The organism is Bradyrhizobium sp. 157, from assembly GCF_023073815.1.
Classification (GTDB): domain Bacteria; phylum Pseudomonadota; class Alphaproteobacteria; order Rhizobiales; family Xanthobacteraceae; genus Bradyrhizobium.
Genome location: NZ_JADPKF010000120.1, coordinates 365975 through 380021 on the forward strand (window position 1 = coordinate 365975; position 14047 = coordinate 380021).

Annotated in this window: 16 protein-coding genes; 2 read left to right on the forward strand and 14 right to left on the reverse strand. The window is 63.3% G+C overall.

Annotation, left to right across the window (positions count from 1 at the left end):
* Window positions 1-10: 10 nt before the first annotated feature.
* The 11 genes from IVA95_RS37375 to IVA95_RS37425 all read right to left on the reverse strand — a co-directional run bounded on the left by IVA95_RS37375 (window position 11) and on the right by IVA95_RS37425 (window position 9410).
* The gene (locus tag IVA95_RS37375) at window positions 11-523 is read right to left on the reverse strand and encodes a DUF5681 domain-containing protein (RefSeq protein WP_247515070.1); all 513 of its coding nucleotides are present in this window, start codon (window positions 521-523) and stop codon (window positions 11-13) included.
* The gene (locus IVA95_RS37380) at window positions 510-1109 is read right to left on the reverse strand and encodes a hypothetical protein (RefSeq protein ID WP_247515071.1); all 600 of its coding nucleotides are present in this window, start codon (window positions 1107-1109) and stop codon (window positions 510-512) included. The genes IVA95_RS37375 and IVA95_RS37380 overlap by 14 nt, the downstream gene beginning before the upstream one ends.
* A 567-nt stretch (window positions 1110-1676) precedes the next feature.
* Window positions 1677-2204, reverse strand: a complete 528-nt coding sequence (locus IVA95_RS37385; protein ID WP_247515072.1) for an A24 family peptidase — start codon at window positions 2202-2204, stop codon at window positions 1677-1679.
* Between the two features lie 89 nt (window positions 2205-2293).
* A complete protein-coding gene (locus IVA95_RS37390; RefSeq protein ID WP_247515073.1) occupies window positions 2294-2908 on the reverse strand; it encodes a hypothetical protein in 615 nt (204 codons plus the stop codon).
* A complete protein-coding gene (gspM, locus tag IVA95_RS37395) occupies window positions 2905-3504 on the reverse strand; it encodes a type II secretion system protein GspM (protein ID WP_247515074.1) in 600 nt (199 codons plus the stop codon). Before gspM ends, IVA95_RS37390 begins: the two co-directional genes overlap by 4 nt.
* Entirely contained in the window at window positions 3501-4619 is a 1119-nt protein-coding gene (locus IVA95_RS37400; RefSeq protein ID WP_247515075.1) for a PilN domain-containing protein, read from the reverse strand. Before IVA95_RS37400 ends, gspM begins: the two co-directional genes overlap by 4 nt.
* Before the next feature lie 208 nt (window positions 4620-4827).
* On the reverse strand, window positions 4828-5472 hold the full coding sequence (locus IVA95_RS37405; protein ID WP_247515076.1) for a prepilin-type N-terminal cleavage/methylation domain-containing protein: 645 nt from the start codon (window positions 5470-5472) through the stop codon (window positions 4828-4830).
* Entirely contained in the window at window positions 5469-5891 is a 423-nt protein-coding gene (locus tag IVA95_RS37410; RefSeq protein ID WP_247515077.1) for a type II secretion system protein, read from the reverse strand. Before IVA95_RS37410 ends, IVA95_RS37405 begins: the two co-directional genes overlap by 4 nt.
* Before the next feature lie 20 nt (window positions 5892-5911).
* Entirely contained in the window at window positions 5912-6352 is a 441-nt protein-coding gene (locus IVA95_RS37415; protein WP_247515078.1) for a GspH/FimT family pseudopilin, read from the reverse strand.
* Window positions 6349-7614, reverse strand: coding sequence for a type II secretion system F family protein (locus IVA95_RS37420; protein ID WP_247515079.1), 1266 nt, complete (start codon window positions 7612-7614; stop codon window positions 6349-6351). Before IVA95_RS37420 ends, IVA95_RS37415 begins: the two co-directional genes overlap by 4 nt.
* 14 nt (window positions 7615-7628) lie before the next feature.
* Window positions 7629-9410, reverse strand: a complete 1782-nt coding sequence (locus IVA95_RS37425; RefSeq protein ID WP_247515080.1) for a GspE/PulE family protein — start codon at window positions 9408-9410, stop codon at window positions 7629-7631.
* A 153-nt stretch (window positions 9411-9563) separates the two neighbouring features.
* On the opposite strand from IVA95_RS37425, the gene IVA95_RS37430 reads away from it, so the two are divergent.
* Window positions 9564-10478, forward strand: coding sequence for a type II secretion system protein GspK (locus tag IVA95_RS37430; protein WP_247515081.1), 915 nt, complete (start codon window positions 9564-9566; stop codon window positions 10476-10478).
* Between the two features lie 28 nt (window positions 10479-10506).
* On the opposite strand, the gene IVA95_RS37435 is transcribed toward IVA95_RS37430, so the two are convergent.
* Both IVA95_RS37435 and gspD read right to left on the reverse strand, forming a co-directional pair.
* Window positions 10507-10944, reverse strand: coding sequence for a hypothetical protein (locus IVA95_RS37435; protein WP_247515082.1), 438 nt, complete (start codon window positions 10942-10944; stop codon window positions 10507-10509).
* Window positions 10941-13040, reverse strand: a complete 2100-nt coding sequence (gene gspD / locus IVA95_RS37440; RefSeq protein WP_247515083.1) for a type II secretion system secretin GspD — start codon at window positions 13038-13040, stop codon at window positions 10941-10943. The genes IVA95_RS37435 and gspD overlap by 4 nt, the downstream gene beginning before the upstream one ends.
* 487 nt (window positions 13041-13527) lie before the next feature.
* Here gspD and IVA95_RS37445 point away from each other — a divergent pair, with 487 nt between their 5' ends.
* A complete protein-coding gene (locus tag IVA95_RS37445) occupies window positions 13528-13695 on the forward strand; it encodes a hypothetical protein (RefSeq protein WP_247515084.1) in 168 nt (55 codons plus the stop codon).
* A gap of 17 nt (window positions 13696-13712) precedes the next feature.
* Here the strand turns inward: IVA95_RS37445 and IVA95_RS37450 are convergent, their stop codons facing one another.
* On the reverse strand, window positions 13713-13913 hold the full coding sequence (locus IVA95_RS37450; RefSeq protein ID WP_247515085.1) for a hypothetical protein: 201 nt from the start codon (window positions 13911-13913) through the stop codon (window positions 13713-13715).
* Between the last annotated feature and the right edge of the window lie 134 nt (window positions 13914-14047).

A 14047-nucleotide genomic window follows, 5' to 3' on the forward strand; every position in this document is an offset into this window, starting at 1 on the left:
GGGGAAGCGGCTAGGTCGGGTTGTGGTGATACTTGCGATGAAACGCCAGCAAAGCCTCGCCCAAAGCGGTGGGTTCACCTCGCACCGACTTGACGAATTCTTCATGTTCGATGTTAACCTCTGTGCCGGGCTCGACGCGGTGCTTGTTGAGTTCTTCTTGCTCGGCGATAAAGGCCTCTACCGTGGTTTCAGCTGGCACGATCAGCACGCCGTAGCGGTGATCGAGTTCTCGCGGGACACTCAGGCTACGTAGCTCGTGCATGAGCCGGGCGGCCGCCGGTTTTCCGGCAGCTGCCAGAGCGGTCAGCTTGAGTATCACGATCTCAAGCCGGCTGAGCTTCTGCCGCTTGCCGCCAATTTTGACGACCTGCTTCTTCAACGCGAACTTGCGCGTCAAGCCATCGGTGCTAACTGACCCTTTCGGGCGCCCCTGAGGGTTGCCGGAGCGGCCCTTGCGGAATTGTGCGTTAGCCGGCGGCGGGGCGCGACCCTCCGCCGAGGCGCCGCCATCAACTTTGCTCATTGGCCCTAGCCTTTGCTTCGGATTTCAGCTTTTCAATGTTGGCGATGTCGCGATGATATTCGGCCTCCAGTTGGTCGAAGAGCTCTGAGTCCCACGGCGGAGGGCCGGCGTACCTCACCAGGCGCGCGGCAAGGTCCCCCGGCACGCCGTGAGGGACATGGATGACGCTCTGGTGAATTTCAGCGGGTGAATCGAGCAGGCCGGCGCGCTTGCATTGCTGCATAAACTCCCGGAGCGCGCGAATTTCGCCCTCCACGGCGCGCCTGAACAGCCCGTGCAACATCGCCTCGTGCGGATGAATCGTTTTCAACCTGCCGTCGACCTTGGCCTGGATCGGCCGATTGAGCAGGGCGGTTATATCGAGCGCCGCAGACTTAGCCTTAGCTATCCGGCTCTTTGCTCGATCAGGTTGTGCCCGAACCCCAAACCGCGTTGCGATCGGCGGCTTACCGTATCCGACCTCATATGCGGCGACAGAGCGCGCAACGCCCTTGTCCCGTCGGTCTTTGCTCATCACCTCACTCCTTGCTAGCGCCTCGGAGTGAGCCTTGTTTTTCCAGAAAGCCGCCCAGAAAAAGCAAAGCACACCGAGGCGCGGTTAGCCGCGTCGACGCGTCATGTTCGGTTTGCTCGGGTTTCTGAGCTCAGCGGCTCCCACTGGGGCCGGATCGCTAAAGCGACTTTAAGCGACAAAAATTGCAGCCGTCAAACATATTTGGTCGTGAAGGTGATGATGAGGCTTGATCCCCACCGCGAGCCGCTGCGAATGCGGTTTCCGGCGCCGGTGTTAACTATTGCCGTCTGAACTATTAGAATTTCCCGTCACCTTTTGCGGGAATTCTCGCAGAAAATCGCGCTACGGCAGGCATTTCCCGCGAGTTTCGCCGCGCACGACGGGCTGATTTTCACGCTTTGCCCTGTTAATTCCCGTCCGGTGCACCGCGCTTTCACTGACTTCTTTCGTCAGCAGCGCCTCGGCTTTGCCGGCATCGGCTTCATGGCCTATCGCCGGAAGTTGCGGCCGGCCGTCCAGGCCGCCTGACCCCATCTTCGTCCAATGAAACGAAAGGCCGCTTTTCGGGCGGCTTTTCTGTTACGTCCACAAACGCGCGATCTACTGAGCCGGCAATCGGCCTATCTTGTCCACCTTCCGTTAAACCGGCTGCTGGCCCAAAACCCAGATCCACCAGAGGCCGATGGCAAGGTGCGGCCCGAAGGAGATCGCCTGTTTACCGTGAAGATCATGCCCTTCGGATCTCAGGATCAGCAGGCTGATCAAAGCGGAGACCACCGCAATTAACAGCAAGCCGGGAATGCCTTCCGCGCCGATCCAGAGGGTGCCCGCTGCGACAAACTTGATGTCGCCGAAACCGAGACCGTCAAAGCCGCGCAGCCAACGATAGCCGGCGCGGAACAGCGCGGCGGCGGCAAAGACCAAGGCAGCCTCAAATCCACGCCACCAGAAGTCTGCCGCGCCCCACAGATAGGCCTGTAGCGCTCCGCCGGCGGCCAGCGCCAGGACTATGCTGTCCGGAATGATGCCGTAGCGGCCGTCTATGGCGCATATAGAGGCCAGCAGAACCACGAGGTAGCAGCCTGCGAAGGCCGGCAGTGCCCAGCCGGGATCGCCTGCAAGGCTGATGGCGAGCCAGACCGCGCCGGCTATCAGGCCCCACGCCACGACAGCGTATTGCCGCCCTGGCCGGCGCCACGCCAGCGCCTCGCCGAAAAAGCGGCCAGTACGGTCAGAGGTTTTGCGAAGCGAGCGTATCATCTCCCGCTCGCATGGAGGGGAACGGTCAGCTTCTCGCCCTGCCCCTCCAACACGACTTGCTCCGGCGTAACCGCGGCGACGCGCCAGCCCTCAATCTGCCCGTTGACCTCAACCCACACACCCACCGGGCTTTGCGTCGTAACCAGAAACGCCTTGGCGACGCCGTCGCTCATGAACACCCCTTTCAGGGCAATTCCAGAGTCCAATGTCGCGGTCATCGGCAGCGGTGGCGCCGCGGCCGGCTCGGCCGCGACAAAAACCTGCCGGTTGCGCGAGAACAGCGGGCGCTGCACGATATTCTCAAACCCTGTGGTCGCGCGTGCACTGGAGGCCTTGGCGACCGGCCCGCCGGTGCCGAACCATGTTGGCGCTGTGACCGTCGACAGTTCGAGCGAAATCACAGCGCTTAGCGTCACCACTGCGACCAGCCCGATCCAGGCCGAGAACCCCAAGATCAGGCCGCGCGTCGCTGGTCGCAGCGCCGCCAATTCGCTTCGGCCGGGAAGATCGGTCCGCCCGAGCATGGCGGCGAGCCTGGAGGCTGCGAGCTGCCGCGGTGAGCCGGCGATGCCCGAGAGCCGAAGCTGGACCATTTGCCCCAACAACGTCATGGCATCCGCTCCGCCGTGGCCAGTCCGCGGCCGGCTTGCTGGCCATCCATGGTGAGAGACCGCGAACCGTCGCGGATTGCACCCTGAACCCTGAGCTCCGCCCTGATCGGGCCATCCTCGCCATCCGCCAGGCTGCGGAACGAGGCCGTGGAGACGAACAACAACGGTGTCTGATTCTCGATCGTGAAGATCATGTCCCGAATCGCCTTCAACGGCCCTTCGAGTTCGACGCTGACGGCAATCATGTGCAGCGGCTGAGACCGGCCGCCCTGCAATCCGCGGATCGCGAGCAGATTGACCCCGGCAGTCGCGGCCATCGACTTCAGGCTGGCCTGCAGATCGGCGCTGGCGATGCGCTCTTCATTGCCGGGAAGGAAGGGATCGCCGGATAGCCCGACGCTGCCGGCCGACTTCTTTGCCGCACGCGTCACGTTCTGGAAATGCGCAAGCTGCGCTGCATTGTCCGAGATCTCTTCGCCCCTGTCGGCAAAGTGGGCCAGGATCGGTGCGAACAAGAAGACGATAACGAAGAGAATGGCAACGGCGTTGAAGGCCAGGAACGGCGTCCCGCGCGCCAATTTCAGGTTCTGCATCATGGCGCGGTCCGGGATCTTGCGGACGGCCGCGCCGAGCGGGCGCCGCGCAGCTTGAACGCAATACTAAAACGCTCCTTGCGCTCGTTCGCATCCGGGGTGATCGCTGAAGTCAGGGTCGCGCCCGAAAACAGCGGAGACTGGTCGATGAGGCGAACCAGCCGCGCGGCGTCCGCCGAAAACCCTGACAGCGTCACCGTGCCGTCGGCAATGCGAGTCTCGGTCAGAAACGTATGATCGGGCAGAATGCGCGACAGCTCATCCCACACAGCGAGGATGCCCGGCTCGGCCTTCATCGCGAACAAACGCGCCGCGGGGTCCATGCCGTCGCGACCGCTTTGGGCGGATTGCCGGGCCTCGCTAAGTGCCGTTTCGACTGCCGCGGCGACGCTGGCCTGGCGCCATTCGAACACGACCAGTCCGAGCAGGACGGCCCCGAACGCGGCGACGGCCAGCAGCCGAACCGCCCGTAGCGCCCAAGCGGGATCTTCGTCGCTGGCGGCGCGGAAGGTAATCACGGGTAGAGCCTCGCCGCCGGCGTCTGCCACCGCCAGACAGTCGACATCCCGCGACGTCAGGCCAAGCTCCGACAAAGCCGCCTCCGCGCGATCGCGCCGGATGATCCAGTGGCACATCGGCACGACGCCATTTGATTCTTCTCCGACAGCGGTTGCGGCATGCCAGATGTCCGAAAGCTGGAATGGCGTTCGCCGGACGATGTCCTGGTCAAGAATCCTGGGCAGGGCGCCAAAGGCCGCCTTGGGCACGCTCAACTCGCGCCGGAAGAACAGCTCGCGCGAAATCACCGGCGCGACCATCGTCGCTTCCCGCGACACGCCCTGCTCGGTGAGCCACTGTTCGAGTGCGGCCGTGTCGAATTGAGGACACGGAATCCGGATTTCCGCGGGCCCGGCGGCAGACATCAGACGGCATGTGATGCTGTTGCCATCCCGCCAAAGCGTTGCTATCGGCCTCGCCTCGCCCTCGGCCCATTCACGCCATCGCGCGGGAATTGCGTCGCGCAGACCCGACAGCCACCACTGCGCAAAGCTCCTGCCCCACGCCGTGAGGACGTGGAGGCCACCGGCTCGGGCTGCGGGCAGATCGGCGACAGGCATGATCGTCACTTCTCGGATCGAGGTATTCGATTCGAATGAGCGAAGCCTATTTACTAATTCTTTACGAAGGGTAACGAGCGGGCCGTTCACACGCTGCGTGAAGCTTGGGCCGGACCTCAGAACGTGCTTCACCTGCATTAAATCATTGCTTCATCATATTGTTTGGGCACGATCTTTCGGAAATCCGGCTGCCGCCTTTCCTCAAGCTCTAGCCCTGACGGAGGGCTACGACGGTGGCGGGTTCGTTGCGCCGTTCATCTTCAAATTCAATGCGGATTGAAACCAGGTCCGGCAGTCGCTCGGCGCGGCTCCAGTCGGCACGCCAGGCCGGCTTTACTTTCGTGTCCGTGGTGCCGAAATATCCAAGGCGAACTTCGCGTACGCCGCTGAGCACCACGACGCGGGTCAGCGGCGGTTTGGAATTCTCCTTCGATCGGGCCCCGCTAAGCGGGACGAAATCGACGACGAGATCGCCGCCGCTCTGCCGCAAGACGATCTTGTGCGGCCCGCCCCGCAGCGAGCGCCCCTCGCTCAGTCCAACGAATGACAGCACCTGTGGGCGGCCATCGAACCCGATGGCATCTTTCGGACCTGCTCCGTCGAACCGGGCCGGAAGCGCTGACGCAACCAACGCCGCCACGGTCTGGATCGCGGCACTGGTTTCACTTCCGATCTCGCTTGCGCGATCAGCGCCGAAAGCCTTCCGTGCCATCGACAATCCGCCGGCCAGGAAGCCCGTCAGGATCGCCAGGATGGCGAGCGACAGCAGCAACTCGATCAGTGTGAGTCCCAGCTCGCTCCTTCGGCGGGCAGCCACGCGAGAGATCCGCCGGTTGCGTAGCGCCGGGTTCATTGTCTCGCCTCCGCGGCAAGCTTCAGCGCCGCGAGTTTGGAGGCGGTGCCGTCCGGCGCTTCAACGGCGATTTCAACCCAGAACGATTTGAAGGCACCGGTTGTAGCCACCGGCCGGGCGCCTTGCGACTGACGCGTATCGCTCGCGGGGCGAACTTCGGTGACGGTCTGCCGCCATCGGAATTTATTCGCAATCAAGCCTTCGCGGTAGCCCGGCGCAAGCGCCTCGGAAACCCCTGCCGCTTCGAGGCGCGATTGCGCCACCCGCAGCACGGCGCGATTGGCTTGCGTGCGCGCATCGGAGCGCATCGCCACCACCACGCCCGTCGATATCGCGCCGAGCCCCAGGGCCAGGATGAGGAAGGCAACGAGGATTTCGATCAGCGCAAATCCGCGCTCGCCGCCGCGCCTGACAAACATCCGGCTGGATCGCGCGCCCATCATTGAGTCAACCGAGGCTCGCCGGTTAGCCAATTGACGGCGATCCGCGCCGATCGACCATCCAGCGTCAGCGCGATCTCGCCGCCGGACGACTGGCCGTCCGGATAGAATCTGATGCCGCCGAGATCGCCCGAACGCTCCGTCTCGGCAACCACCACAGCGGCAGTCATTCCGCGCGGCAGATTGTGCATGGAATTCAGCACGCCGAAGCGGCCTTTCTCCACGTCAATCCGGAACAGCGTTTCGGCATTGCTCGACATCGCCTGCGCGCGCGCCAGCTGAAGCGTCGCCGTGACGGAACGGGCCGTGACGGCAACGCGCGTGGCCGCGGCCTTCGGTTTCGCGGAGAGCGTGCCGGCAAGGGCAAGCCCGATGATCCCGATAACCACGAGCAGCTCGGCCAGCGTGAACCCTGCTGACGATCGGGCGGGGCGTTTCATTGGAATGCGAGATTGTTGATCGAGAGCACGGCGCTCATCACATGCATGATGAGGCCACCGATGCTGCCGCCGATGACCAGCGTCAGAGCCGGCGTCAGCAGGCCCACCATGCGCTCGATGCGCCGCTGCAGGTCGGCCTCGATTACGGTCGCGACCTGAATGAGCATCGGGCCGAGCTGACCGGACTCTTCTCCGACCGCGACGAGGCGAAGCGATGCCGGCGGCAACAGTCCTTCGCTATTGAAGGCGCGGTGCAGCGGCGTGCCTTCTGGAACGCGCTTGATGGCGCTCTCATAGAGCGCGTTCAGGTGCCGGTTGGTGACCAGCGCCCGCGCGGTCTGCATCGCCGACATCAACGGCACCCTTGCAACCAGCAGCGTACCAAGTGCGCGCGCAAAGCCGCCGGCTTCGCGGTTTTGAATGAGCCGGCCGATGACAGGCAGCGCGCATTTCAACCGATCGGCGCTGAGCATGATCTCGGGATTTTGCTTCGCCTTCCTCCACAATACGAAACCGGCTGCACCAAACAGACCGGCAGCGAGCAGGACGATCAACCAATTGTCCTGAACCTCCTCGAAGAAATGCAGGATGCCCGGCAGCGAAAGGCCGGCGTCGACGAAGATCGGCGAGATAGAGGGTATCAGCACGAAGACGATGACGACGACCGATACCAGCGACATCAGGATCAGGATCAAGGGATAGACCAGCGCCGATGCGATCTTGTTGCGAATCTCGAGCCGGCGCGCCAGGAGCTCGGCGATCTGCGTCAATACCTGCCCGGTGACCCCTCCGGCTTCACCGGCGGCCAGGATGGCCCGGTAGTCCGACGGAAACACGTCCGCTCGTTGCGCCATCGCTTCCGAAAGCTGCAATCCCGCCAGCACGTCCTCGAGAAGCCCGTTGGCAAGCCGCACGGTTTTCGGCGCGGCGCCCGGCCCTGCGATGATCCTGAACGCGGCATCGAGCGTCAGCCCGGAATTGATCAGCGAAGCCAGCTCAACCGTAAAGGCCGTCAGCTCTTTCAGGCTGAAGCGGTTTGATTGAACGAGCTCCCGCTTCCAGATCGAGGCTTCCGTCTCCTGCGGAGAGGTCGATGGTCGGCTCGGCCGTTCCACCGCGTGGTCAGCCAGGCCATGGGTTTCGAACGGCGTCAGCCCGGAGCCATAGAGCGCATCGATCGCCGCATCGAGGCCTTCGGCAACGATCGTACCCGCCGTGACGGCGCCTCGCTCGGTGTACGCCTTGTAGTGAAAGGTTGCCAAGGCCGGTGCTCCCTTTAAGACGCGCGGGTTACGCGAAGGACTTCTTCAAGCGAAGTCTCGCCGGCCCCGACCTTCACCAGGCCATCTTCGTAGAGCGTGTGAAAGCCTGCTTCGCGCGCAAGCTGCTCGACCGTGTGCTGGTCCTGGCTCCTTCTTCCGATCGCTTCGCGGATGGCATCGTCGATGACCAGGAGTTCCGAGATCGTGGTGCGGCCGCTATAGCCGGTATTGCCGCAAGCCTCGCAGCCGACCGGCTCGCGGCTATGCGACCAATCCACTTGCGGATGGGCGGCTATCGCCATCTTCAGCTTGCCGTGCGCGCGTTCGCTGTCGCTGTGCGGTCGCGCGCAGGCCGGGCAAAGCTTTCTGACCAAGCGTTGCGCCATCACGCCTGCGATCGTCGAGGCCAGAAGATAACGTTCCAGTCCGATATCGATCAGGCGCGTAATCGCGGCAATCGCGCTGTTGGTGTGCAGGGTCGAAAACACCAGATGGCCAGTCAGCGCCGCCTGAATGGCGATACGCGCGGTTTCGAGGTCGCGGATTTCACCGATCATGACGATATCAGGGTCCTGGCGCAGGATCGAGCGAAGCGCCGTTGGGAAGTCGAGACCGATCTGCGGCTGCACCTGGATCTGGTTGATTCCGGAGAGCTGATATTCGATCGGATCTTCCACGGTGAACAGTTTCAGCTCGGGCCGGTTGAGATCCTTCAGGGCAGTATAGAGCGTCGTCGTCTTGCCGCTGCCGGTCGGGCCGGTGACGAGAATGATGCCGTTCGGCAGCGCCATCAGGCGACCGAGGCTTTCCTGCGTCCGGCCGTCGAGCCCGAGCTTGGTGAAATCCAACTCCACCCGGGTCCGATCGAGGATTCGCATCACAACGCTTTCGCCGAACACCGTCGGCAAGGTCGAAACGCGGATATCGATCTCGACGCCGCGCACCACGGTCTTGATGCGGCCGTCCTGCGGCAATCGCCGCTCGGCGATGTCGAGCTTGGCCATGATCTTCACGCGCGTCGTCAGCGCTGCCCGCAGCGTCGCGGGCACGAGGCGCTCCTGCTGCAGGAAGCCATCGACGCGGAATCGAACGGCGACGGCATCGCGTCCGGGTTCGATGTGCACGTCGGACGCGCCGCGCTCCACCGCTCGCGCAATGATCTGGTTCACCAGCCGGATGACCGGCGCTTCGTTGGCGATATCGCGCAGGCGCTCGACGTCGAATTCGCTGCCGTCGTTGCCGGCGATCGCGATGCCGTCGGTCTCCTCGGCGTGCGTCTCGGACGCCGCGTCTTGATACAGCGTCCGCAAGGCGCGTTCGATTTCCGCCGGAGCAATTACGGCTAAATCGACGCGCACGTCGAGCATGTAGCTGATCGCCTTTGCGGCCTCGTCGACGAAGGGATCGGCGGTTGCGATCAACAGGCGCTGACGATCGAACGAGATCGGCAGAATCCGGTTGGTCTTGAGGAAAGAGAGCTGCAGGCGGTCAGCCAGAACGGGTCGCGCCGGGAGATCCGCCGGTTCGATCAGCGGCAGGCCGCAATAGGTGGCGTAAGTGAGACAAAGGTCGGCCTCGGAGATCAGGCCGAGCTTTACCAGCACGAGGTCGAAACGCTCGGAGGCCGCGTCGGCGGCCCGCCGAGCGCGGCCGATGGCGGCGGGGTCGACCAGGTCCTTGCCGAGCAGAAGGTCGGAAAACGCCTGCGCGAAGCCGGCGTCCTTTGGGCCCGGCAATTCCGGTCCCTGGCTCCGCGGCGCAGCCGGGCGCAACAATTGCTGGATATCGAATGCCATTCGCGCTCGGCGGTCTCACGGGGTCTGCGTCGGCGCGATTCTAGGAGGTTTTGATTAACCAAAGCTTTGACGCTTTGTTTGCCATTCCTGCGTAAATATCGGCGAAGACGCGAGTTCAGGCCCCGCTTGGCCGGCCCAGCAAGGCATCCCGACGTGGCAACCCGGCCGAAAGCTCAAACGAACCGCTTCCCCGTCCCCGGCCGGCCGGAATGCCCTGCCCTGCCCCGCTCCAGAGCCAGCCAATCGGGCTTCGCGCTGGTCGCCGTGATCTGGACGCTGGGCCTGATCACACTGCTTGGAATGGCTGTCATCGTCGGCGCGCGTTACCGTACCAAGACGTCGTCGAACTACGCCTCAGTTGCCGCGGCCGAGATGGCTGCAGAGAGCGCGGTGAACCTGGCGATTGCCGCGGCGCTGGCGGCAACGCCCGAACAGGCCACTAATTTTCCCTTGCGGTGCCGGCTGCCCGGCGGCGAACGCGCCACGATCACCGTCGAGGAAGAGACCGGAAAGGTCGACCTGAACACGGCAAGCCCGGCGGCGCTGACGCGCTTCTTCACCGCGCTCACGGGCGATCAGTCGAAAGGCACCCGCATCGCCGCGCAGATCGTTGAATTCCGCAATCCAAAGGCGCAAGCCACACCAGCTATCAAGCCGGCTGAAGCACCCTTCATGACCGTGATGCAGCTCGATCAGATCGACGGCATCTCGCCCCGGCTGTTTCGGACAGCGCTTCGCCATGTCACGGTTCGCTCCGGACGGCCTGAGCCCGACATGAACGCCGCTTCTCCTGCTACGCTCAGGTTGCTAAACGTCCAGCCAAAGCCAGCGGCCGCGAGGCGGGGACTACCCGCGGGCGGCACCATCACCATCCGCGCGGATATCAGCGCCTCGGACGGCACGCGTTTCATACGAGAGGCGCTGGTCTCGCTGGAAGGCGCGAACGGGCGTCCCTTCGTCATCCGTGAATGGCGGCGCGGGGATATCGATCCATCAAGCGCGCAACAGGAGCGCGCCCAGGGCGCGGCGCGCGCGTGCCTGCGCGTTCGCGACGCGGCAGCAAGCTGACGTTCCGCATCGGCGATAAAGCCGCAAACTAGCCTTTGGAATTGAGCACGACCGGCGGCGGCAGAGGTGGCGGCGGCAGACGGACCGAGCCTTCGAGCTTCAAACGCTCCTCGACGACGGCAGGGCCGGGCTCCATCACGGTGCAGCCCTTGTAGCGCTGCAGATCGGTTAGCGCGTCGAGCCGCCTGCGTTCATCGATGAGCTGCTTGGGCGCATCCAGCGGGTATCGTTCGTAACCGTAGCCCGCCAAGGGCCCCACCGCCAGCCAATATTCCAGCCGGGCGGCGCGCCGCGCCGCGTAGCGGAAGGACGCCGCGATGCCGTTGCAGCTCATCGATTCATCAACCGGCAGGACGGCATAGGGCGGAGGCGGTTCGACCGGATAGGCATAGGTCACGCAGCCCGCCAGCGAGCAGGCCATGCTCGACAACAGCCAGAAATTTCTTATGGCCGCTCGGCGCTTCACTGTGAAATGATCCGCTGCATCGTGTTGGCCGGCGTCCGCTCGCGCGATGTCGTGTGCGGCATGTAGACATGCATCTTGCGCCGGTATTCTTCGGTCACGAGACGGCCTTCCGTGCCGTCGCGGACAACTTTGGGCGTGATCAGGATGACGAGCTCGGTCTTCTGAACCTGGTCGCCCCGGTTGGAGAACGCGGCGCCGAGCCCGGGTATGTCGCCGAGCAGCGGGATCTGGTTGCTGGTCTTGCTGGCCTGCTCCTGGATCATGCCGCCGAGCGCCAGCACCTCGCCGTCATTGACGACGACCGTTGTCTTCACGCGGCGCTGCTGGATGGTCGGCGAGTCGATCCCGGATGACGTGGTCTTCACCACGGCGCTGACTTCCTGCTCGATCTCGAGCTGCACCCTGCCGCTCTCGTTGATGCGCGGCGTCACCGACAGGATCACGCCGGTATCCTGCATGGTGATCGAATTGACGATCGCCGTTTGCGCCGTCACGGTGCTGGTCGCGGTCTGCGTGGTGATCGGCACCTGATCGCCGATCTGCAGCCTAGCCGTCTTGTTGTCGAGGACCATCAACGAGGGCGTTGAAATGACGTTGACGCGCGTGAGCGCGTTCAAGGCGCTCAGCGTTGCCGCTATGCTCGCGGCATTGACCGCGTAGTTGAAGCCGGGGAAGACCGATGCAACGCCGCCGGTCAGCGCGTTCGAGAACGAAGCAGTCGGCGTGCCCTTTTTCGAGAGCTGCCATTGCACGCCATACTGCAGCTTGTCATTAAGCGTCACTTCCGCAATGACCGCCTCGATCAATACCTGGCTGGCGACGACATCGAGCCCCTGAATGACGCGAAGCACGCGCTGGTAATCCCGGTCATTGGCCATGATGAGCAGCGAGTTCTTGGTCTCGTCGGCCACGATCTTGAGCGGCGGTTCGCCGCCCGGTCCGCTGCCGGACGACGGCGGCGGCTCCATCGAATCCGCCGTCAATGCATCCGGCTCGTTGTTCAGCGCGCGCTGCAGGCTCTGTAGATCGTTATTGCCAGAATTGACGCCACCCCGGAGAAGCCCGGCCGCCGCGCTCTGATCCATATCCGTCACCGACCCACTCGGTCCGGGCGCCCTGGCCGAACTTCCGGAGAAGCTTGCCTGCTTCGATCGCGGCGAAACGCTACGCGTCGGCGGTTTCACCACTTTCATTTCATTCGAGAACATCGACTGCAGCACGCTGGCGAGTTCGGCCACCGGCCGGTTCTGCACCTGGTAGACGTGAAGCTGCCGCTCGGAGCCGGCCGCCTTGGCGTCGAGCCGCCTGATCCAGGTCTGTGCTCTCGGCAAATAGCTCGGCTGCGACGTTACGACCAGAATGGCGCCAAGCCGGGTGTTTGCGATGAACCTCACGCGCCCCTTGAGCGGCCCTTCCTTTTCGGAAGCGAAGATCGCTTTCAATTCGTCGACCATCTTCTCGGGCTGCGCCGTTTTCACCGGGACGACGGCAAACGACATGCCCTTCATGACGTCGACGTCGAACACCGAAATCGAATCCAGCATGCTTTCGATTTCCGCCGGCGAGCCCTTGAGCGCGAGAATGTTGCGCGCATCGTCGGCCTGCACGATGGCGCCTTTCGGCACCATCGGCTCGAGCACGCGCGCGACCTCGGTGGCGGAGACGTATTTCAGGGAAACCACGCGAACGCCGTTGCCGGCGATGGCGCTGTCGGCCGGACCGTCACCGGTCACGATCGCGCCCGTGGCGGCCTGGTCGGCCGGCGCAATCCGGTAAGTGCCGCGGCTTTGCACCAGCACCGCGCCGATCGGCGCCAGTGCGGTCTGAAACATCTCCAGCGCCTCGGCCTTGCTGACCGGTCGCGTCGTTTGCACGGAAATAACCCCGTCGACGCGAGGGTCGACGACGTAGTTCACGCCGATCATGTCGCCGAGGACGGTCTTGGCAGCCTGCTGAAGCGGAACGCTGGCCAGATTGAGCACCACGTTGCCATCAGCGCCGACGGCCTTTCGCTTCGTATAAGTCCCGCCGATCATGCTGCCGTTGCCGCCGTCCATAACCGCAACGGCCTGCGATGAGGGTGACGGAAGCGGCACGGCGCCGGTAGGCCCCCCGTCATACGCATAGGTTTGCTCAAGCGAAACCGGCTGTCCCGCCGTCAATCTGGGTTGCGACACCGTGGTCAAGGGCGGCGCAATGGGGGTGGTGCAGCCCGATACAACGAGTATTGCCGCCCAACAGGCGGCCAACCTCGTCGCAAGGCTACAAGAAGGCAACAAGTAAAACCCCCAAACCACTTTGCGCCGCGGAGGATTTTGGCGCGTAAATAATCGGTAAAACATCATGGTTAATCGACAGTAAATTGCGGGAACCTGGGGTGCGTGGACTACGAAGTGCCCCGAAATAGGCCTGCAGCGAATAAAGCAAGAGATAATGGGCCGTTTCGGGCCCATCAAAATAAACCCTGACGTTGAGCTTTTTCCGAGTTCACCCGGGCGAGCACCACCGCTGGCTGGAGCGGGATAAAGCTGCTATATTTAATTTACGCCCTGCCCCTCTCGGGCCTGAATGTCAGGATGACGTATGACGAACCTTGTCGCAGCTCCCGTGAGCGAGGCCTTCTCGATCGTTGGGACGTGCATCAACTGCACCGCTCCGGCCAGTCTGCTGGCGACGATGACCATCATCGCCATCGGTGCTGTATTGGCATTGCATTCGGAACGCCGTAGCCGCGCGTCCAGCAAGGCCTGAAGCGAAACATCAATTCGTTAGACGAGGTCGTCAGGCTCGTATTCGACGAACTTCTTGTAAATCCAGCGCCTGCCGTCATGCCGACGCCATACCTTGCCCCACAACAGACGCCCCGTGAGCGAGCGCCTCGGCACCATGACGGTCCAGAGATGCCAGGTGTCCGCCCACGCCCGCTCGGGATTAAATGAAGTGAATTGAAACAGGTTGTAACGGCTCATCGGACTGAACTCCGGCATTGCAGACAGATCGCGGCAATCACATCTCAACTTGTTCTCGCACGAAGGGAATTAATCTCGGCTGTAACGCATTCGAGCTTGCGCCGGAGCTCGCATACTTCCCGATATTTTTGCGC

What these genes read in the sequence shown, in the direction of transcription:
- IVA95_RS37405 (WP_247515076.1), bottom strand. Translation starts at nt 5,472, where the DNA reads ATGAACCCGGCGCTACGCAACCGGCGGATCTCTCGCGTGGCTGCCCGC.
- gspM (WP_247515074.1), bottom strand. Translation starts at nt 3,504, where the DNA reads ATGATGCAGAACCTGAAATTGGCGCGCGGGACGCCGTTCCTGGCCTTC.
- IVA95_RS37410 (WP_247515077.1), bottom strand. Translation starts at nt 5,891, where the DNA reads ATGTTTGTCAGGCGCGGCGGCGAGCGCGGATTTGCGCTGATCGAAATC.
- IVA95_RS37390 (WP_247515073.1), bottom strand. Translation starts at nt 2,908, where the DNA reads ATGACGTTGTTGGGGCAAATGGTCCAGCTTCGGCTCTCGGGCATCGCC.
- IVA95_RS37375 (WP_247515070.1), bottom strand. Translation starts at nt 523, where the DNA reads ATGAGCAAAGTTGATGGCGGCGCCTCGGCGGAGGGTCGCGCCCCGCCG.
- IVA95_RS37400 (WP_247515075.1), bottom strand. Translation starts at nt 4,619, where the DNA reads ATGCCTGTCGCCGATCTGCCCGCAGCCCGAGCCGGTGGCCTCCACGTC.
- IVA95_RS37415 (WP_247515078.1), bottom strand. Translation starts at nt 6,352, where the DNA reads ATGAAACGCCCCGCCCGATCGTCAGCAGGGTTCACGCTGGCCGAGCTG.
- IVA95_RS37445 (WP_247515084.1), top strand. Translation starts at nt 13,528, where the DNA reads ATGACGAACCTTGTCGCAGCTCCCGTGAGCGAGGCCTTCTCGATCGTT.
- IVA95_RS37425 (WP_247515080.1), bottom strand. Translation starts at nt 9,410, where the DNA reads ATGGCATTCGATATCCAGCAATTGTTGCGCCCGGCTGCGCCGCGGAGC.
- IVA95_RS37450 (WP_247515085.1), bottom strand. Translation starts at nt 13,913, where the DNA reads ATGAGCCGTTACAACCTGTTTCAATTCACTTCATTTAATCCCGAGCGG.